The 19965-nt window shown below is 40.1% G+C and carries 21 protein-coding genes; 7 read left to right on the top strand and 14 right to left on the bottom strand.

Annotated elements, in window-relative coordinates; all coding sequences use genetic code 11:
- Nucleotides 1-2 precede the first annotated feature (2 nt).
- The 3 genes from CSB87_RS12330 to CSB87_RS12320 all read left to right on the top strand — a co-directional run bounded on the left by CSB87_RS12330 (nt 3) and on the right by CSB87_RS12320 (nt 4457).
- Nucleotides 3-1997, top strand: coding sequence for a MacB family efflux pump subunit (locus tag CSB87_RS12330; protein ID WP_004710652.1), 1995 nt, complete (start codon nt 3-5; stop codon nt 1995-1997).
- A 22-nt stretch (nt 1998-2019) separates the two neighbouring features.
- The gene (locus CSB87_RS12325) at nt 2020-3414 is read left to right on the top strand and encodes an efflux transporter outer membrane subunit (protein WP_079377027.1); all 1395 of its coding nucleotides are present in this window, start codon (nt 2020-2022) and stop codon (nt 3412-3414) included.
- Between the two features lie 194 nt (nt 3415-3608).
- A complete protein-coding gene (locus CSB87_RS12320; protein WP_006582197.1) occupies nt 3609-4457 on the top strand; it encodes a DUF4062 domain-containing protein in 849 nt (282 codons plus the stop codon).
- A 196-nt stretch (nt 4458-4653) separates the two neighbouring features.
- On the opposite strand, the gene CSB87_RS12315 is transcribed toward CSB87_RS12320, so the two are convergent.
- The 3 genes from CSB87_RS12315 to orn form a co-directional block, all read right to left on the bottom strand.
- The gene (locus tag CSB87_RS12315; protein ID WP_002027450.1) at nt 4654-5457 is read right to left on the bottom strand and encodes an enoyl-ACP reductase FabI; all 804 of its coding nucleotides are present in this window, start codon (nt 5455-5457) and stop codon (nt 4654-4656) included.
- A gap of 136 nt (nt 5458-5593) precedes the next feature.
- Nucleotides 5594-6325, bottom strand: a complete 732-nt coding sequence (locus CSB87_RS12310; RefSeq protein ID WP_006582198.1) for a Bax inhibitor-1/YccA family membrane protein — start codon at nt 6323-6325, stop codon at nt 5594-5596.
- Between the two features lie 154 nt (nt 6326-6479).
- On the bottom strand, nt 6480-7046 hold the full coding sequence (gene orn, locus CSB87_RS12305) for an oligoribonuclease (protein ID WP_002053300.1): 567 nt from the start codon (nt 7044-7046) through the stop codon (nt 6480-6482).
- 125 nt (nt 7047-7171) lie between these two features.
- Here orn and rsgA point away from each other — a divergent pair, with 125 nt between their 5' ends.
- From rsgA to secB, 4 genes are all read left to right on the top strand, one after another.
- Nucleotides 7172-8230: a ribosome small subunit-dependent GTPase A gene (rsgA, locus tag CSB87_RS12300; RefSeq protein WP_002053397.1), complete on the top strand. Its 1059-nt coding sequence runs from the start codon at nt 7172-7174 to the stop codon at nt 8228-8230.
- Nucleotides 8231-8327: 97 nt separating this feature from the next.
- Nucleotides 8328-8744, top strand: a complete 417-nt coding sequence (locus tag CSB87_RS12295) for a rhodanese-like domain-containing protein (protein ID WP_000443006.1) — start codon at nt 8328-8330, stop codon at nt 8742-8744.
- A gap of 11 nt (nt 8745-8755) precedes the next feature.
- Nucleotides 8756-9013: a glutaredoxin 3 gene (grxC, locus tag CSB87_RS12290; protein WP_000729828.1), complete on the top strand. Its 258-nt coding sequence runs from the start codon at nt 8756-8758 to the stop codon at nt 9011-9013.
- 27 nt (nt 9014-9040) lie between these two features.
- On the top strand, nt 9041-9499 hold the full coding sequence (gene secB / locus CSB87_RS12285) for a protein-export chaperone SecB (protein ID WP_002053511.1): 459 nt from the start codon (nt 9041-9043) through the stop codon (nt 9497-9499).
- 71 nt (nt 9500-9570) lie between these two features.
- Here the strand turns inward: secB and CSB87_RS12280 are convergent, their stop codons facing one another.
- From CSB87_RS12280 to iscX, 11 genes are all read right to left on the bottom strand, one after another.
- Nucleotides 9571-10227, bottom strand: coding sequence for a 4'-phosphopantetheinyl transferase family protein (locus tag CSB87_RS12280; protein WP_006582199.1), 657 nt, complete (start codon nt 10225-10227; stop codon nt 9571-9573).
- A gap of 115 nt (nt 10228-10342) precedes the next feature.
- Nucleotides 10343-11752, bottom strand: coding sequence for a ribosome biogenesis GTPase Der (gene der / locus CSB87_RS12275; RefSeq protein ID WP_006582200.1), 1410 nt, complete (start codon nt 11750-11752; stop codon nt 10343-10345).
- A gap of 188 nt (nt 11753-11940) precedes the next feature.
- Nucleotides 11941-13086, bottom strand: coding sequence for an outer membrane protein assembly factor BamB (bamB, locus tag CSB87_RS12270; protein ID WP_004883298.1), 1146 nt, complete (start codon nt 13084-13086; stop codon nt 11941-11943).
- The gene (locus CSB87_RS12265; protein ID WP_006582201.1) at nt 13086-13784 is read right to left on the bottom strand and encodes a YfgM family protein; all 699 of its coding nucleotides are present in this window, start codon (nt 13782-13784) and stop codon (nt 13086-13088) included. The genes bamB and CSB87_RS12265 overlap by 1 nt, the downstream gene beginning before the upstream one ends.
- Before the next feature lie 28 nt (nt 13785-13812).
- Nucleotides 13813-15105 (bottom strand): histidine--tRNA ligase, encoded by a 1293-nt coding sequence (hisS, locus tag CSB87_RS12260; RefSeq protein WP_006582202.1) that lies wholly within the window; start codon nt 15103-15105, stop codon nt 13813-13815.
- Nucleotides 15102-16217 (bottom strand): flavodoxin-dependent (E)-4-hydroxy-3-methylbut-2-enyl-diphosphate synthase, encoded by a 1116-nt coding sequence (gene ispG, locus CSB87_RS12255; RefSeq protein ID WP_000572095.1) that lies wholly within the window; start codon nt 16215-16217, stop codon nt 15102-15104. Before ispG ends, hisS begins: the two co-directional genes overlap by 4 nt.
- 21 nt (nt 16218-16238) lie before the next feature.
- Nucleotides 16239-17030, bottom strand: coding sequence for a helix-turn-helix domain-containing protein (locus CSB87_RS12250; RefSeq protein ID WP_006582203.1), 792 nt, complete (start codon nt 17028-17030; stop codon nt 16239-16241).
- Nucleotides 17021-17821 carry a type IV pilus biogenesis/stability protein PilW gene (pilW, locus tag CSB87_RS12245; protein WP_004710659.1) on the bottom strand — a complete coding sequence of 267 codons (801 nt, stop codon included), beginning with the start codon at nt 17819-17821 and terminating at the stop codon, nt 17021-17023. The genes CSB87_RS12250 and pilW overlap by 10 nt, the downstream gene beginning before the upstream one ends.
- 15 nt (nt 17822-17836) lie before the next feature.
- Nucleotides 17837-19069 carry a 23S rRNA (adenine(2503)-C(2))-methyltransferase RlmN gene (gene rlmN / locus CSB87_RS12240; protein ID WP_002053401.1) on the bottom strand — a complete coding sequence of 411 codons (1233 nt, stop codon included), beginning with the start codon at nt 19067-19069 and terminating at the stop codon, nt 17837-17839.
- Nucleotides 19070-19191: 122 nt separating this feature from the next.
- The gene (ndk, locus tag CSB87_RS12235; RefSeq protein ID WP_000963851.1) at nt 19192-19623 is read right to left on the bottom strand and encodes a nucleoside-diphosphate kinase; all 432 of its coding nucleotides are present in this window, start codon (nt 19621-19623) and stop codon (nt 19192-19194) included.
- Between the two features lie 113 nt (nt 19624-19736).
- The gene (iscX, locus tag CSB87_RS12230) at nt 19737-19937 is read right to left on the bottom strand and encodes a Fe-S cluster assembly protein IscX (RefSeq protein ID WP_000524329.1); all 201 of its coding nucleotides are present in this window, start codon (nt 19935-19937) and stop codon (nt 19737-19739) included.
- Nucleotides 19938-19965 lie beyond the last annotated feature (28 nt).

The following is a 19965-nucleotide window of genomic DNA, read 5'->3' as shown; positions in this document are numbered from 1 at the left end:
GCATGACAAAACAAGCTTTGCTTGAAGTCAGCAATCTGGTCCGGGAATTCCCTGCTGGCGAAAGCACGATTCAAATTTTAAAAGGCATTGACCTGACCATTTATGAAGGTGAACTGGTTGCGATTGTCGGCCAGTCCGGTTCTGGTAAATCAACGCTCATGAATATTTTGGGCTGTCTGGACCGCCCAACAAGTGGTAGTTACAAGGTTAATGGTCAAGAAACCGGTAAGCTAGAACCTGACCAGTTGGCCCAATTACGCCGTGAATATTTTGGCTTTATTTTCCAGCGCTATCACTTACTTGGTGACTTGTCAGCCGAAGGTAACGTTGAAGTTCCGGCTGTTTATGCAGGTGTTACACCTTCAGATCGTAAACAGCGTGCAACTGCCTTACTTACCGAGTTAGGTTTAGGCACAAAAACACAAAACCGACCAAGCCAACTTTCAGGTGGTCAACAGCAACGTGTTTCAATTGCCCGTGCCTTAATGAATGGTGGTGATGTAATTTTAGCCGATGAGCCAACAGGCGCACTCGACTCACATAGTGGTATTGAGGTAATGCGAATTTTACGTGAACTCAATGCAGCTGGTCACACCATTATTTTGGTTACGCACGATATGCAAGTTGCGAAAAATGCAACGCGTATTATCGAAATTAGTGACGGAGAAATTATTAGTGACCGTCCTAATGTTCCAGACCAATCTACAGAAGAAGTTAAATCTGACCCCGATGCTGCACCTGCTCTACAAAATAAGCAGAAAAAAGGTAAAAGCATTTCAGCTTGGCGTTCAACTTTAGACCGCTTATCTGAGGCGTTCCAAATGGCGCTGCTGTCTATGAATGCCCACCGTATGCGTACCTTTTTAACCATGCTCGGGATTATTATTGGTATTGCATCTGTCGTAACGGTGGTCGCACTGGGTAATGGTTCACAAAAGCAGATTTTGGAAAATATTAGCGGCCTCGGTACTAACACAATTACGGTATTCCAAGGGCGTGGTTTTGGTGATAACTCCAAGACGGCCAATTTTAAAACATTGGTACCTGCCGATGCCGATGCATTAATGACGCAGCCTTATGTGAGTGCGGTCAGTCCAATGGTCAGCACATCCAAAACTATGCGTTATCAACAAAATGAAGCGAACGCGACCATTAATGGCGTAAGTAACGATTTTTTTGATGTAAAAGGTCTGGTTTTTAAAGATGGTCAAACTTTTGATCAACGTAGTGTACGTGATCGTTCACAAGATGTAGTGATTGACACGAATACGCAAAAACAATTCTTTAGCGATGGTACTAACCCAATCGGGCAAGTGGTCTTACTAGGTAGTGTGCCGGCTCGTATTATCGGGATTGTCGAACCTCAGACCAGTAGTATGGGCTCAGACGATACGCTTAATGTGTATATGCCATATACCACGGTCATGAGCCGTATGTTAGGGCAAGCGCATGTCCGTAATATTGTTGTACGTATTAATGATAAATACTCGACCAGCGCTGCTGAAAACGCCATTGTTAATTTATTAACGCAGCGACATGGTGCCCAAGATATTTTCACTATGAACAGTGACAGTATCCGTCAAACCATTGAGAAAACAACCAGCACCATGACCCTTCTGGTCTCAGCAATTGCGGTCATTTCTCTGGTAGTTGGTGGTATTGGTGTAATGAACATTATGTTGGTTTCGGTAACTGAACGTACGCAAGAAATTGGTGTACGTATGGCTGTCGGTGCTCGACAAAGTGATATTTTGCAACAGTTCCTAATTGAAGCAATTTTAGTGTGTTTAATTGGTGGTGTTCTCGGCGTATTACTTTCGCTGGGGTTAGGACAACTTATTAACAAAGTAGCCGCAGGTAATTTTGCAGTGGCATATTCAACGACTTCGATTGTGGCAGCATTTGTTTGCTCAACACTGATTGGTGTCGTATTCGGTTTCTTGCCTGCCAAAAATGCCGCAAAACTTGACCCTGTTGCAGCACTATCACGAGAATAAGGAAAATTGCATGTCTTTTTCAATGACTAAACTTAGCGCAGCACTTCTCCTCAGCAGTTCTCTTGTGGGATGTGCGGCAATGGTTAAAACGCCTTACCAAGCACCGTCTGTACAAGTTCCGGGTAGTTTTCAGTACGATACGACTAAAACTAAAACAGCATCAGTTGAACAATACTCTGACCGTTGGTGGACACTGTTTGGAGATGCACAGCTCAATCAGCTTGTAAACAACGTATTAGAACGTAATAGCGATTTAGCTGTTGCGGGAATTACCTTAAAGCAAGCTCGCTTAAAAGCTGATTTAACGGCAAATCAACAAGGCTTACGTACCAGTTCAAATGTTTCTACAGGTCATAGTTTCGATTTAAATTCAGGCGATGATAGTGCTAAAGGACTATCCTTAAGTGCAGGCGTAAGTTATGAACTTGATTTGTTTGGCAAGCTTGCTCGTCAAACCGAAGCAAGTAAATGGGAAGCTTTAGCGACTGAACAAGACTTACAGTCTACAGGTCAAAGTCTGATTGCCACTACAGCGAAACTCTACTGGCAACTGGGCTACTTAAATGAACGTTATGCAACTGCACAGCAGAGCTTAGCCACTTCACAAAAGCTTTATCAGTTAGTTCAAACTCAGTATAAAGCAGGTGCAGTTTCAGGCTTAGACCTTACGCAAGCCGAGCAGTCTGTTCAAAGCCAAAAAGCAAGTTTAAGCCAAATTGAACAACAGCTTGTGGAAACACGTACAGCCATTGCAGTGTTATTGCATGAGCCAGTACAGCAACTCAACATCCAAGAACCACAGCGTTTACCACGTACAGCGCTTCCTGCTATTGGTGCAGGTTTACCGGCGGATATTTTGTCACGCCGCCCTGACTTGCAAGCAGCCGAGCTTCGTTTAAGAAAGGCTCTGGCAACCAAAGATGCGACCAAAGCAAGTTACTATCCGTCTATTAGCTTAACCAGTAGTTTAGGTTCAAGCAGCACATCGTTAACCGAGTTATTACGCAACCCTGCCCTCACGCTTGGGGCAAGTTTGAGTTTGCCATTTTTGCAATATAACGATATGAAAAAAGATATCGCGATTAGTAATCTTGATTATGAAAAAGCGATTATTCAATATCGCCAAACGCTTTATCAGGCTTTTGCTGATGTAGAAAATGCGTTATCAAGCCGTACAGAACTCGACAAACAAGTAGAACTGCAAGAGCGTAATCTTCAACTTGCAGAAAAAACCGAACGTTTAACCGAAGTACGTTACCGTTATGGCGCTGTTGCGTTAAAAACACTTCTCGATGCCCAGCAAACAACACGTACTGCGCGCTTGAGTCTTGTTGAAACCAAACAAAGCCAATACAACGCTTATGTCACCCTCATGCAGGCATTAGGTGGTTCACCTGTAAAAGAATTGCCACAATAACTTGCACTACTCTAGATGCTATTTTTTTACTTGCTTAATACTATCAGTTCATTTTCGATGAGCTGATAGTTTTTTGATTTTACTCATCAAATTCTATATGTTAACGTAAATATTTCTGCTTTATACACTGAATAAAATAAATCCAAATAAGATAGAAAATTCGATTAATTTTATTTACAAAAAGAGTTCCAACTATGAGTTACGAAGCTAAAGTATTCAATGTAATGATAGCCTCTCCTGGAGATGTTGCATCTGAAAGGACTATCATTCGTGATGTAATATATGAATGGAATGCTGTTCATTCAAAATCACGAAATATTGTTTTATTACCTGTTGGATGGGAATCTCATTCATCTCCTGAAATGGGAGCATCTCCTCAAGAAATCATAAATAACCAAGTTTTAGATAAATGTGACTTCCTTATTGGTGTTTTTTGGACACGCATTGGAACACCTACCACAGAATATGCTAGCGGCACTGTGGAGGAAATCGAAAAACATATAGCCACTGATAAACCAGCAATGCTTTATTTTTCCAGTCAGCCTGTTGTAATAGACACAGTTGACCCAAATCAATATGCTGAATTAAGTAAGTTTAAGAAAAGTTGTCAAACTCGTGGCTTATATCAAAGTTATGATAACCAATCTGACTTTAAAGAGAAATTTTATCGCCATCTCCAACTTAAAATTAATGAACACTCTTTATTTAAATTCGAAATAAGTGACTCATTACTACATAAAACTGAAGTAGTAAAATCTAAAATTTCACTTCCGACTTTATCAAACGAAGCTCGTACATTACTTAAAGAAGCAAGTCTCGATAGTAACGGTACTATTATGTATCTAAGCTATCTTGGGGGTGAAGACATTCAAACTAATGGTAAAAATTTTATTTCATCACGACAACCAAGAGAGGTTGCCCGTTGGAAATCAGCTATTGAAGAACTAAAAGATGAAAATTTAATTGAAGATCGCGGCTATAAAGGTGAAATATTTAGAATCACTAATCTCGGTTATCAAATCGCGGATATGATCGAATTATAAATATCAGGATCAATTTATATAAGCTTGATTAAGATAGAATTTTTCCCAACTAAAATTGCTAGATATACTCTCTAATGATGCTAGGCTTAGTGCTTTAAAATCCTTTTCGAACGATAATCCTATTCAAAAAACTTAGGGATAATAAGAATGAAGCCGCTTTAAAAGCGGCTTCATTATGTAAATTAGATAAATCTAATTATTCATCATCCATCATAGATTGGCTCATACCGACAGTATTGAAACCGGCGTCTACATATAGAATTTCACCAGTAATACCTGAAGCCCAAGGTGAGCATAGGAATAATGCTGCGTTACCCACTTCTTCAATCGTTACGTTACGCTTTAATGGTGCAACTTTTTCGTTAGCATCTAACATTTTACGGAAAGATTTAATACCAGAAGCGGCTAAAGTACGGATTGGACCCGCAGAAATCGCGTTTACACGGATACCATCAACACCTAAGCTTGATGCTAAGTAACGAACACCAGCTTCTAAAGAAGCTTTTGCCATACCCATTACGTTGTAGTTAGGCATAACGCGTTCAGAACCTTGGTAAGTCAAAGTTAATAAACAACCTTGGCGAGCTTGTAATAAAGGTTTTGCAGCACGTGCCATTGCAACAAAGCTGTATGCGCTAATGTCATGAGCAATTTTAAAACCGTCACGGTCAGTCACGTCAGTAAAGTCACCGTCAAGCGTGTGTGCAGGTGCAAAACCGATTGAATGTACAACACCATCTACGCCGTCCCAATGTTTTGCAAGTTCCGCAAATGCATTATCAATTTCAGCATCAACGGCAACATCACATGGAAACACAAGTTTAGAACCGAATTGCTCAGCAAACTCATCTACACGTTTTTTTAATTTTTCGTTTGGATAAGTAAATGCAAGCTCAGCACCTTCACGGTGTAATGCTTGTGCAATACCATAAGCAATTGATAATTTACTAGCAACGCCTGCAATCAAAAAGCGTTTACCTGCTAAAAGTCCTTGTGTCATGCCGATCTCACTCAAAACAATTTCCAGCATAATGCCAATATTCAACATTTTTCGAAATTGCATAATGCATCTTTTTTCAAAAATCGCACGAAAAAAAATCGCCCCGATTTAGGAGCGACTTTTTATCATCTCATTTTTAGTCATCAGACAATAAGCCAAGTAGACGTAAGAACGAGATATACATCCAAACTAAAGTTGCAAGTAAGGCAATACCACACAACCATTCCATGAATTTTGGAGCACGGTATGCTGCATTGGTTTCGATCAAGTCAAAATCTAAAATCAGGTTAAGTGAAGCAATGACTGCAACAAATGCAGCAAAACTAATACCCAACCAGTTGCTTTCAAAAATATAAGGAATGCTTGAACCAAACGCTAAACGCATCACCATCTGTACAATAAATACAATAAAGATTGCTAGAGATGCCGAAATTACAACTGATTTGAACTTTTCGGTTGCGCGTATAATTTGGAACTTATAGAGACCAAACATCACTAAAGTGGTAACGAAAGTAGCTAATAAAGCTTGAAGCGGAACGCCCGGATATTTCAACTGGAAAGTAAAAGAAATACCACCAATAAATGCCCCTTCGAATAAAGCATAAGGAATTGCTAAAGTTGGCGCAGTCGTTGGTTTAAACGTTGTGATTAAAGCTAAAACCAAGCCACCAATTGCACCCACAATTGAAGCTGCGTAAGCAATACCAACATTTGCAGTAAAGGCTGCATAGAAAAATAAAGCGACACCCACTGCAGCAGCAATGATAGTCAACATCACAGATTTTTGAATCGCACCTTGCACGGTCATTGGTTGACTGTAGTCACTGACCGTTTCAACGCGAGTCAGTATCGGGTTATTACTTTGCATAAATGCTCTCTTTTTATAATAAATAAACTTAAAACATCATTTTAAGCAAAATGAATATGAAAGCCAAATTACCCCTTGGTATTATTGTAACGATGTCTTATAAGCAATAAAAAAGGAGGCTACTGCCCCCTTTCATATGACTTGAACAACGTAATCAATCTTTACCATCAGTGTTCATAATGAAGAAATATTCGCGGTAGTATTTCAACTCTGAAATTGAATCGCGAATATCATCCATAGCTAAATGTGATGCATTCTTTTTCAGACCGCTCATAATTTCAGGGCGCCAGCGTTTTGAGAGTTCTTTGATCGTAGACACATCGAGATTACGATAGTGGAAATACTGCTCTAGCTCAGGCATAAGACGATGCAAGAAACGGCGATCCTGACAAATCGAGTTACCACACATTGGTGAAACTTTTGGATTGACCCATTTTTTTAAGAATTCTAAAGTCTGTAACTCAGCGTCACGAGCTGTCAATTTACTACGGCGAACTCGCTCAATTAAACCTGACTGGCCATGCTGACGCGTATTCCACTCATCCATTGCATTTAAAATACGATCAGGTTGATGAATAGCCAAAACCGGACCTTCGGCAAGTACATTTAAATGATCATCTGTAATAATTGTTGCGATTTCAATAATCTGGTCGTTGTCGGTATCCAAACCGGTCATTTCCAGATCAATCCAAATTAATCGTGTATTTAAAGTACTGCTCATGTATGTACGTTCTAAAATGCCGTAAAAACATCAATAGTAGCAAATTTCTTGCTTCTGCGCTGTAATTCCATACCAGCTTCGTGCTATTTTTGCGGTCTTCAAACAATGGTTTTTTTGGGATATGAATGGCTCTAATTCGTAAGCGTCGTTTAACTGAGCAACAGCAACGTCGTATTGAAAAACAGCATAAAACTCGCCAAGAAGAAGTCGATACTTCACAAGATCTAGATGGGCTGGTTGTGCAGCACTATGGCCGTCAACTTGAAGTACAGGCACTTTCTGTACCCGAGCATCACCCAGAAAAACCTCAAGTTGCCGAAGGCGAACCAGAACCATTTTGGAAACCGATTGAACTAAAAAGTATTTGGCGTTGCCACACTCGTACAAATCTTGAATTACTAGTCACGGGTGACAGAGTGAAGTGGCAAGCAGACCCTAACACAGGCTTAGGGATTATTACTGCAATTCACCCTCGTACTTCATTACTTACTCGTCCAGATCGCTATCATAAAGTAAAGCCTGTAGCAGCCAATATTAGTTTAATCGTTATTGTTTTTGCTCCGCTTCCAGAACCGGCACCGACTTTAATTGATCGCTATTTAGTAGCATGTGCAGATGCAAATATTCCTGCTCTTCTAGTACTAAATAAATCGGATTTACTCACTGAAAATGATCCGATTCTCGACATGCTCAAAGAGTATGAAAATTTAGGTTATGAAGTCATGATTTGTCATTCTAAAGGTGATATTTCAGCATTATCTCAACGACTTGATGGTGAGACAGTAGCTTTTGTAGGCCAGTCAGGTGTTGGTAAAAGCTCACTTATTAATGTGCTCATTCCAGATGCCGAGCAGAAAACCAATATCATCTCTGAAAACTCGGCACTTGGACAACACACCACGACTTCTACGCGCTTAATCAACTTTGGTAAAAATGGCGCCTTAATTGATTCGCCGGGAATTCGCGAGTTTGGGCTTTGGCATCTCGATTTAGATAAAATTCGTATGGGTTTTCCTGAAATTGAAGCGCATTTAGGTTCATGTCAGTTCCGTAACTGCACGCATACTCATGAAAAGAACTGTGGCTTAAAACAGGCTGTTGAAGCAGGTGAAATTTTGCCGCGACGCTTAGATAGCTTCTTACGTTTAATCGACGAGATTCAAGAAGCGCAGCAAAAAAACTAATTTTCTACCCCTTTTGCCCTTGAAGTGGTGATTTTGATCACCATCTATATACGCTATACTCTAGGTCAATTTTGTTTTTAATTTTTTTAGGTGACTTGTGGAACGCTGGTTAGAGTTTATGGGGAATCACCCCATTTTGTTTGGTACACTCGGAGTCTTGATCGTATTGTTCTTCATTTTTGAAGGTCAACGTAACGGTCGTAAAATTTCTCCACAGTCGCTTGGTATTTTAGTGAAAGCGAAAAATGCCCTTTTGATTGACTTACGCGATAGCAAAGACTTCCGCGAAGGTCACATTAGTGGTAGCCGCAATATTCCTTATAGCCAAATTGCAAGTCATGCTGATGAATTAAAAGCAAGTGACCGTCCATTGGTATTTATTTGCAACCTAGGGCAAGTTGCTGGTAGCGCTTTACAGAAAGTTGCTCACCATGACAGCTATCGCCTTGATGGTGGTATCAGTAACTGGAAAGCTCAAGGCTTACCTCTCGTTAAAAGCAAACCAAAAGCTTAAGGAGAATTGTTATGGCAGCAAATGTCATTGTTTACTCAACTTCTGTATGCCCGTACTGCGTTCGCGCGAAACAATTACTTGAGCGTAAAGGTGTTGCTTACAAAGAAGTAAATCTTTCTGTTGAGGCACCAGAAGTACGTGCTGAATTAATGCAACGTACAAATCATCGTACTGTTCCACAAATTTTTATTAATGATCAGTTTATCGGTGGTTTTGACCAACTTTATGCTTTAGAGCGTGAAGGTAAACTCGACGAATTATTGGCTTAACATCGCATCCATATTAAGGAAAAAACAATGAGCGAAGAACAACAAGTTCAACCACAATTAGCTTTAGAGCGTATTTATACAAAAGATATTTCTTTTGAGGTTCCAGGGGCACAAGTTTTTACTAAACAATGGCAACCTGAACTTAACATCAATCTTTCTTCTGCTGCTGAAAAGATTGACCCAACTCACTTTGAAGTATCTTTAAAAGTTGTGGTTCAAGCCAATAACGACAATGAAACAGCATTCATCGTAGATGTAACTCAATCTGGTATTTTCTTAATCGATAATATCGAAGAAGACCGCTTACCTTACATTTTGGGTGCATACTGCCCGAACATTTTGTTCCCGTTCCTACGTGAAGCTGTAAACGACTTAGTTACTAAGGGTAGCTTCCCACAATTACTTCTTACTCCAATCAACTTTGATGCAGAGTTCGAAGCAAATATGGAACGTGCTCAAGCTGCTGCTGTTGAAGGTCAAGCTTAATTTTATAGCTTGCTCTAAACTCAAAAAACCGCGTAATTCGCGGTTTTTTTATACGTGCTATTTGGCACACTCTATCTTTCAAATGGATGAAGCTGAATAGAAGGAAACTGAAACCCGCGGCAAGACTGCTCTGAACGCCATGCCACTGTTAAAATCATGTTACCTGAAACAAAATTTTGATAAGCAAATGTTCCAATAAGTTCATGCGAACATAATCCGCCATGATTTGTAGGGTGTGCTTGAGTGTTTAAAGTATTTAAATCTAAACGTATACCAAGGCCCGATGCTTTTAGAACAGCTTCTTTAGTGGTCCAGACTTTAAACCAATACTCTCTATCTTGTTCTAGATTTTGCCATGTTGCATATTCATCAGTATGAAAAGCATGTTGTGCCAAACTATCTAAACGTACTTTACGGTCAAGTTCTTCAACATCTATACCAATATCTTTAACTCGCTCACTTAGCGCTAAAGCATAATATTGTTGGCTATGTGAATGGTTAAAATGCAGAACATGGTCCAATAAGTAAGGTTTGCCATACTCATGTTTAGCAAATAACAAATCTTCTGGATTTACATTTAGCTTTTGAGCTAATAAATTATTTTTAATGTGCTGTATTTGCTGCTTTTTATAATTATTAAATGTACGAAAGTCAGGAAAGTCTTGCTGTTCTTGTTTTAAAAACTCATTGAGCTTTCCTATATAAACTTCAATTTTCCTATCATTCATTTTTTTTAAATCCATCTAATTAAGGATTAAAGCTAATATAAAAATACCAATAACTTATTAAACCATATAATAAAAAGCCCAAAGAATACTTTGGGCTTTTTTACATTTATACAGATTAACGATTAAATTTCTTTTCCGCTTTTTTGAATTTCTGAATATAACGACGACGGCGCGCAGCTGTACGTTCATCAACTTGACTCTTACGACCTTCAAACGGGTTTTCAGAAGTTTTAAAGTCAATACGAACTGGCGTACCTTCAAGTTTATACACTTTACGGAACACGTTTTCTAAGTAACGACGGTAGTCCGCAGGTGTCTTATCAACCTTGTTACCATGAATCACAATAGTCGGTGGGTTTTGTCCACCCATATGCGCATAACGCATTTTGATACGGCGACCACTAATCATTGGCGGTTGGTGAGCTTCTGTCGCATCACTCAAAATTTGAGTTAATTTTGCTGGTGAAACTTTTAAATTTGCAGACTCATAAGCACGGTGGATAGAAGGATATAACTCACCTACCCCTGTTCCATGTAAAGCAGAAATTAAGTGAATTTTTGCCCAAGGAATGAAGTCAAAACGACGTTCAACGTCAAGCTTACATTGTTTACGGTCGTACTCGCTCATGTTGTCCCATTTGTTAATGGCGATCACCATGGCACGACCAGCTTCAAGCGCATAGCCAATTAAATGTAAGTCTTGCTCAACAATACCTTCACGAGCATCGACCACAACAACCACAACGTGAGCATCTTTCATTGCCTGTAAAGTTTTCACAATTGAGAACTTCTCAATCATTTCATCAACTTTACCTTTACGACGTACACCCGCTGTATCAATTAAAGTGTATTTACGGCCTTCACGTTCAAAAGGAATGTAAATAGAATCACGAGTTGTACCCGGTTGGTCAAATGCCACTACACGGTCTTCACCAAGTAAGCGGTTTACCAACGTTGATTTACCCACGTTTGGACGACCAATAATGGCTAAACGTAAACCAGTATCTTTATCATGCTCTTCTGGGTTTTCATCTTCAGGAACATCTTGAAGTACATCTTCAAGCATTTGCTGAACGCCACGACCATGACTCGCTGCAACTTGTAATGGTTCACCCATACCAAGTTTAAAGAACTCAACTAAAGCAGCTTCAGCATGTACACCATCTACCTTGTTCGCAACAAGATAAATTTTCTTGCCTAACGTACGAAGTTCACGAGCAATTTGTTCATCAGAAGCTAACAATCCGGCGCGCGCATCAACCACAAAAATAATAATATCTGCTTCGTTGATGGCTGTTTTTGACTGCTCGGCCATGTAGTTATCGATACCGCCTTCACTTTCACCGATACCACCCGTATCAACAACAATGAAAGACTTATTTTGATAAGTCGCATCACCATATTTACGGTCACGAGTCAGACCCGCGAAGTCGGCTACAAGTGCATCACGACTCTTGGTAATCTGGTTAAATAACGTTGATTTTCCGACATTCGGACGACCAATGAGCGCAATAACGGGTTTCATACAATAACCTTAATTCAAGACCAGCCATATCTCATGGCATGAGCATTAGAAACAGTACAGGAGATATATTTTAAGGTCAGATATGACCATAATAAAAGACGGGGCTTTGAACTGATTTAATTCAAACACCCCGATATTTTTTAACAGCGTAATTTGTTAAGCGGCTATTTTAGCACAAGCGAACAAAATTAACGATTCTGCCAAATACTTAAATCGCCTTTTCGGGTCGAAACGTAGAGTTGATTCTCAATAACACGTAAAGTATTAACCTCACCACTTGTTTTAGAACGACCTACCAATTTACCAGTTGCTGGGTCGATCAGGTGTAAAACACCATCCAAATCGCCAACAATAAGGTCCGATCCCAACACAACAGGGTTACTTAAATGACGATTCAACAAGCTATCATTTTCCCAAAGCTTCTCGCCTGTAGATAAATCATAAGCAGTCAACTTGCCATCAGTTGATGAAACAAATACTTTATTGTCATAAACTTCTGGACGCTTGGTGCTGCTTGAATCTTCACTCCAAACTACACGTTGAGAAGCCAAATCAGTCACTGTGACTTGACCTTGGAAGCTGGTTGTAACCATGAGTTGGCCTGCAACAACCGGATCACCATCAATATCAATTAGACGTTGAATATCAGAACGACCTTCACTTACCGCAACACGACGTTGGAAACGTGGGATACCACTAATCGTATCAATTGCATAAACATATGCATTTGCAGAAGCAATTAAAACAGTACGTGGGTCAAGACTTACTGGCGATGGTTGACCGCGTAAACTGAACTGAACGTTTGGCAATTTGTATGCCCAAACTTGTTGTCCTGATGACGCATCATGTGCAAATACGGTACCGTCGTTTGCAATCGTAATCACACGTCCAGATTGAACTAAAGAAGGACTTAATAATGCACCAGATAATTGTGCAGTCCATTTTTGTTCACCTGTCGCTTGATCTAAAGCAAATAATTGACCTTTGCTGTTACCAACAACAACAATACCTTCAGCTGCTTCAACACCAGAGCTTAAGCCCAATTTACTGACTTTTTTCTCCCAAAGACGTTGTTTGCCACGATATGCAGCAACTTCACCCTTAGGGTCAAGCGTAAAAACAACACCGTCACTAGCGTCAAGTTGTAAACGTAATGGATCTGCCTTATTTGTAGAAGAAACACTGCGCGAAAACACCGGTACCAGAGCCTTTTTCGACTCAGTCAATTTCGGTAGTGGATTTGGTTTTGCTTCTTTTACTTTGTTGCTAGAACATCCCACCAGTACAGCTGATGCGATTGCAATTGCCAAAGGCAGTTTGAATTTCTGATTCATTAAGACTCTTCCACCTGTGTTTCCAAAATTGGGCGCTCAATCTGTGGATCTTCAACTAAAACGCCAACACTTTCGAGTTTAATTTGTAAAATTTGTCGCTCTTGTTTACGTTCCAGTAACGAATCCCATGCAGCTTGATACTCTTTTTTAGCAGAATCAATATCTTTCTTAGCAACAAAGATATCACCACGTAACTCTTCTACTGTTGCTTTAAATGCCGGATCGACATTACCAGACAAGGTTTTTAGAGCTTCATCATATTTGTTTTGCGCTAATTGTGCATCTGCTAAACGCAATTTTACAACCTGAATCAGTCCTTCATCTTTTACTTTTGAGTTTTCAACTTTTTTCAAAGCTTTTTCAGCAGCAGCATAATCTTGTTTTTCATATGCAAGCTTTGCTAATACAAATTGAGTTTGTATCGCCTGAACTGAATCAATATCGTCTTTTACAAGTTTATCTGCCGATGCTGTTATTGAAGCTAAAGCATTTGGATTATCGGCTGTTGCATTTGCTTCATCCATTAACTGCTGTACTTTTGCAGTTTCTGTCTGACTTGTTGCAAGGTTTCTTTTTTGCCAATATTCCCACCCGAAAAAGGCAATCAATGCAATGAGAATCCCGCTAATCATGGCAGAACCATATTTTTTGGCGAACGACTTTAAGCTGTCGAATTGTTCTTCATCACTTAAGCTCATATGATTGTCCTTTTCCAGATGTTTCAGTTTATTTTGTAAATTTTTCAATTAAGAATGGTACGAGTTCAGCTAGTGCAACTTGTGTCTGCTCAGCTGTTGCCAACTCTTTGAGAGCAAGCTGCTGTGCTTCCCATTCACGTTCACCCAAAATCATGGCGTAAACGGCCCCAGCCTGATCAGCCTTTTTCATCTGACTCTTCATGCTGCCTTGTGAACCAGTTTTAATGCGAATGTTACTATTTGCAGCTTCTAACTGATCACGTAATTGTTCTGCCAAAACTAATGCTTTAGATTGATAAGCTGGCTCTGCTACCAAGAAAACTTCACAATCACGTACAATTTCAACTTTTTCAACTTGCTCAAGTAGAAGCAATAAACGCTCCATACCCATTGCAAAACCAACTGCTGGTACAGACTGATCAGCCTTGCCTTTTAGTTGGCCAACCAAGCCGTCATAGCGCCCACCTGCACATACCGTACCCTGCGAACCTAAAGCTGTTGTTGTCCACTCAAAAACAGTTTTATTGTAATAATCTAAACCACGTACCAGTTTTTGATTAATTACAAATTTAACGCCCGCAGCAGTCAAATAATCTTGTAATTGCTGGAAGTGGTTTAGACTGTCTTCTTTTAAAAAGTCGTGTAATTTCGGCGCATTTTCCAAAATTTTCTGAGTCGATTCAATTTTAGAATCTAAAATACGTAATGGGTTTGTTGTTAAACGGCGCTGTGAATCTTCATCCAAAGCATCTTTATGTTCATTTAAGAAGGCAACCAAAGCATTACGATATTCTGTACGCTCATCGGTTTCACCTAGAGTATTCAACTCAAGCTGAACCATATGATCAACGCCCATACGTTTCCACAAACGAGCTGTTAACAGAATCAATTCAGCATCAATATCAGGAGTTGCCACACCAAAAGTTTCTACACCAAACTGATGGAACTGACGATAACGGCCTTTTTGTGGTTTTTCATAACGGAACATAGGTCCCATATACCACACACGCGGCGTAGCACCACGCAACAAGTTATGTTCAACCAAAGCACGTACACAACCAGCTGTTCCTTCCGGACGCAAAGTTAATGATTCAGGTGGGTTTCCTTTATCGAAGAATGTATACATTTCTTTTTCAACGATATCGGTTGCATCACCAATAGCACGTTTAAACAGTCCCGTTTGTTCAACGATCGGCAAACGAATTTGTTGGTAACCATAAGCATCCATTAACGATGCTAAATGCTGCTCGAGACGTCTCCACGCTGCTGTTTGCGTTGGTAAAACGTCATTAAAACCTTTGATTGCGACAATTGAACTCATGATGAACTACGAATAATTTCTTTAGATTTAGCTTCTTCAAGCTCTTGAACACGTTGACGAACCATAGTTTCGATTTCATCAACCAATTGATTGGTATCAATTAAATGGCTTTTCTCACCATTACGATAAACCAGTGAACGAGGCGCAGCCCCAACAACCCCGATATCTGCTTCTTTTGCTTCACCTGGGCCATTTACCTTACAACCAATAACTGAAACATCCATTGGCGTACGTATATCTTCTAGGCGCTCTTCTAAGGCTTGCATCACCTGAATCACGTTAAATTCTTGGCGAGAACAACTTGGACAAGCAATAAAGTTAATACCGTTAGAACGTAGACCAAGCGATTTCAAGATGTCAAAACCGATCTTGATTTCATCTTCTGGTTCAGCAGCAAGCGAAATACGCATGGTATCGCCAATACCTTCCATCAATAATCCACCAAGAGCAATCGCTGATTTCACAGTACCTGTACGGTAAATACCAGCTTCAGTCACACCAAGGTGCAATGGATTGTCGATTTGCTGAGAAAGCAAACGATAAGCATCCATGGTTAAAAACACATTTGATGCTTTTACGCTGACTTTAAACTCATGGAAATCTAGACGGTCTAAAATATCGATATGACGTAAAGCTGACTCAAGCAGTGCCTGCCCTGTTGGCTCGCCATATTTTTTCTGTAAATCTTTTTCTAGAGAACCCGCATTCACACCAATACGCATAGAAATGCCGTGATGGCGTGCAGCAGCAACAACTTCACGAACTTTTTGATCTGAACCAATATTACCCGGGTTAATACGCAAACAGTCTGCACCATAGTCTGCAACTGCCAAGGCAATTCTATGGTCAAAGTGAATATCAGCCACTAATGGAACTGAAACACGTTTGCGGATCGCACCAAAGGCTTCAGCTGCTTCCATAGAAGGAACTGAAACACGCATAATATCTGCACCTGCGTCAACACAACGCTCAATCTGAGCAACAGTTGCATCGACATCGCAAGTTTCGGTATTTGTCATACTTTGCACGCTAATAGGTGCATCGCCACCGACATAGACCGAACCAACACGGATTTTACGTGTTGGTCGACGTTTAATTGGGTTCTCTATCATTGTATCGCTCAACTCATGGTATTAGCGGGATAAACGGAATTCAGCTTTACCGTTTACCGTATATGGAGACAATGAAATCTGTTCTTGGTTTAGACTTAATGACACAGCTGTTGCATCATCAAGACGAATCTGGAATGGAGACTCACCATTTAAGGTTAAAGTCGATGCCTGACGACCCGTCGCTAAAACCTTGCCTGTTGCATCTACAATATGAACAGAAGTTGGACGGTTAAAGTTTAACACCAATTGATCACCCGCTGTTGCAGAGGCACTTCCTTTCATAGGTAAAACTTCAACATTAGACTGATTGGCTTTTGGCACATCAGCTTCTTCTTTGTTTGAAGTCCATTTTTGGACACCCATCACAATCAATGACACGACAGCAATAATCAAAATCGTAAGTAACGCACGCTTTAACCATTTTTTGTTACGATCACTATTAGAACCCGGTAATTTACCCATGATTTTAATTGGTGAGTTGTTTAAAGCATGATTTGGCAAAAGACCTGTATCGTTCGCATAAATTTCATCAAAACGCTGAATAATTGCAGTTGCATCAGTATTTAAATACTTCGCATAAGAACGATAATAGCCTTTGATAAAAGTCGCTTCTGGCAAAGATTTATAATCGTCTTGCTCTAACGCATTAAGCGTTTTAAGCGGCATATTTAAATCAGAAGATACTTGCTCTAATTCTTTTTTCTGAGAAACACGAATTTGACGTAAATACTCACCAGGACGTTGAATATTTCCTAAAGCAGAAGTCGGTAAGCTTGAGCCAGTTGGCTGCTGTGAATTAGGATTTATTTCCATACGGCCTCAGTACTATACTGTAATTGCAAATAACGTTGATATTCTGGACTTTCCGGGAATAAAGCACGTAACTGGTTTACTAAAACTTGCATTCCCATTTTATCCGCATTGGCTCGAGCCACTCTTAAACCAATCCAAAGTGCGCGAGCACCCTGATTTTTCTGCCCCACTGTACGAACGTATTGTTCATACATTTGTGTAGCAGCCGGAATCTGCTGCTGCAAATAAAAAATTTCTGCTAACTCTAACATTGAAATGTAAGAATCGCGGTTAGCAAGGAGTGCTTGTTTGAATGTTTTTTCAGCACTCGCAATATCACCTAATTTTAAATAAATCCGCCCTAGATTTTCTAAGGCTTGATAGCGTTGATCATAACCTAATGTTGCACCAGCAATACGGAATTGCTCAATGGCATCATTATAACGCTCCATTTGGTACAAATACGTACCATAATTATTACGCGCCTGAGCATTATCTGGCTCAGATGAAATTGCACGTTTAAAATAATGTTCTGCTTTTTCTAAATTGGGTTTACTGCCTTCTTGTTGCAATAAAATACCCATCATCATATTTGCCGTTGCATCACGACTATCGACACTTAAAGCTTGGTCAAGGGAACGCTTTGCAGAGTCCAAGTCACCAGAACGAATGTATTCAGCGGCAAGCTGCGTACGCACCTTAACTGCTTTTTCCGGGTCCTTTTTAAGCGTTGGCGAAGACTGACAACCACTGGCCAGAAATGCAACAGCAACCCCCATACATAACATGATCTTTAACTTCGGAGTACTCAAAGTCTGCCCTCAACTTTATCCTTGTGTACGTAAAATCTCTTGTCGCTGCGCTACTTTCTTTTGCCACTGCTCAGCACGGCGCGTACGGTCAGCAACTTGACCCACTAACTGTCCACATGCAGCGTCAATATCATCACCACGTGTTTGACGAATCGTACACACAAATCCGGCATCAGACAAAGTTTTTTGGAACGAGATAATACGATTTCGACTTGAGCGACCATATGGCGCATGAGGGAATGGATTAAATGGAATTAAATTAATTTTACTTGGTAAGTTTTTAAGCAACTTAAGTAACTGCTGTGCATGTTCAGGCTGATCATTTACGCCTTCTAACATCACATATTCAATAGTCACATGTTTACGCGCACTTTCATTACCATCTTTGGCAATATAACGCTGACACGCTGCAATCAACTGAGCCAATGGATATTTTTTATTAATAGGTACAAGTTCATTACGTAGTTCATCGTTTGGTGCATGTAAAGAAATTGCTAATGCAACATCAATATCTTGTGCAAGTTGGTCAATTTTCGGTACAACACCAGACGTTGACAAAGTCACGCGACGTTTTGACATGCCATAAGCAAAGTCATCAAGCATAATGTGCATTGAGCTTAATACAGCATCATAGTTGAGTAATGGCTCACCCATACCCATCATCACCACATTAGTTACTGAACGCTCGCGCTCGGCAACAGGCACTTCTTCCATATAGGAATAGTTTGCCATCCAAAGTTGCCCAATAATTTCATCTGGCGTTAAATCGCGCTGAAAACCTTGCTTACCTGTTGAACAAAATGAGCAGTCTAATGCGCAGCCCACTTGTGAAGAAATACATAAGGTTTTGCGTGAACCAGTTTTATCTTCGGCAGGAATTAATACAGTTTCTACTAAAGAGCCAGAACCTTCACCTACGCGAAACACCCATTTACGTGTTCCGTCTTTTGAATAATGACGGTGAACCACTTCAGGGGCTTTAATTTCACAAATTTGTTCAAGCTTTGCGCGCAATTTGCCTGAAATATTGGTCATTTCAGCAAAATCAGTGACAAAATATTGATGAATCCATTTCATAACCTGCCCGGCACGAAACTTTTTCTCACCAATATCTTCAAAGAATTTTTCTAATTGAGCGCGTGACATGCCGAGTAAATTCACTTTTTCGGCAGCAGGCGATGCTGGCGTGGACGAAGATTGCTGCTGTCCATCAAGATTTTCAGATGAAACGACCACTGCAGAACTCATGTGTATTTACCTAAACCATGTCAAAAAAAGAATATATTGTTCAAGAATCAAACAATATGCTCTTGAGAGAATAAAAAAACCAGATAAGTAGTATACCACTTATCTGGTTTGAATGCTTTCGATTAACGAGTGCGTGGGCAGATCTCGTTGTCAGCAAAGAAGTAAGCAATTTCACGCTCTGCAGAAGCAACTGAGTCAGAACCGTGAGCAGCATTTTCGTCGATGCTTACAGCGAAATCAGCACGGATAGTACCAGGAGCCGCTTCTTTAGGGTTTGTAGCACCTAAAATTTCACGGTGAGCAAGAACTGCGTTTTCACCTTCAAGAACAGATACTACAACTGGACCAGAAGTCATGAATGCAACTAAGTCACCAAAGAAACCGCGTTCTTTGTGCTCTGCATAGAAACCTTCAGCATCAGCTTGAGAAAGGTGTTTCATTTTAGTCGCAACAATTTTTAAACCCGCTTTTTCGAAACGAGCAAAAATTTCACCGATGTGGTTTTTAGACACAGCATCTGGCTTTACGATAGACAAAGTACGTTCAATTGCCATGAGTGGCTCCTTTATTTTAAGATTTAAACTTTAAAAAATTTGCCGCATTATACCGATGTCATAGGCAATAATCAGCTTTGAATGTGTAAAAGTTGCGATTTTTTCTACTGTTTTTAGCGAACTTCATCTAACCAAGCCATTTGGATGGCTTCTAGCAATCCTTCGGTTGATTTATTTGGGTCATCACTAAAGTCTGGTAACGCACATACCCATGCATGTAAATCGGTAAAACGAATCCATTGCGGATCAACTTCTGGATGTGCTTCTGACAATTCAATGGCAATATCAATCGTATCTGTCCAACGTAAGCCCATAGCGGCTCCTATCTGTTTAATCTGCTAA

The organism is Acinetobacter sp. AR_0276 (assembly GCF_003000705.1).
In the GTDB taxonomy this organism is placed as follows: Bacteria; Pseudomonadota; Gammaproteobacteria; order Pseudomonadales; family Moraxellaceae; genus Acinetobacter; species Acinetobacter nosocomialis.
The sequence above is the reverse complement of the archived record's forward strand: the minus strand, read 5'-3'. Positions and strand labels throughout refer to the sequence as shown.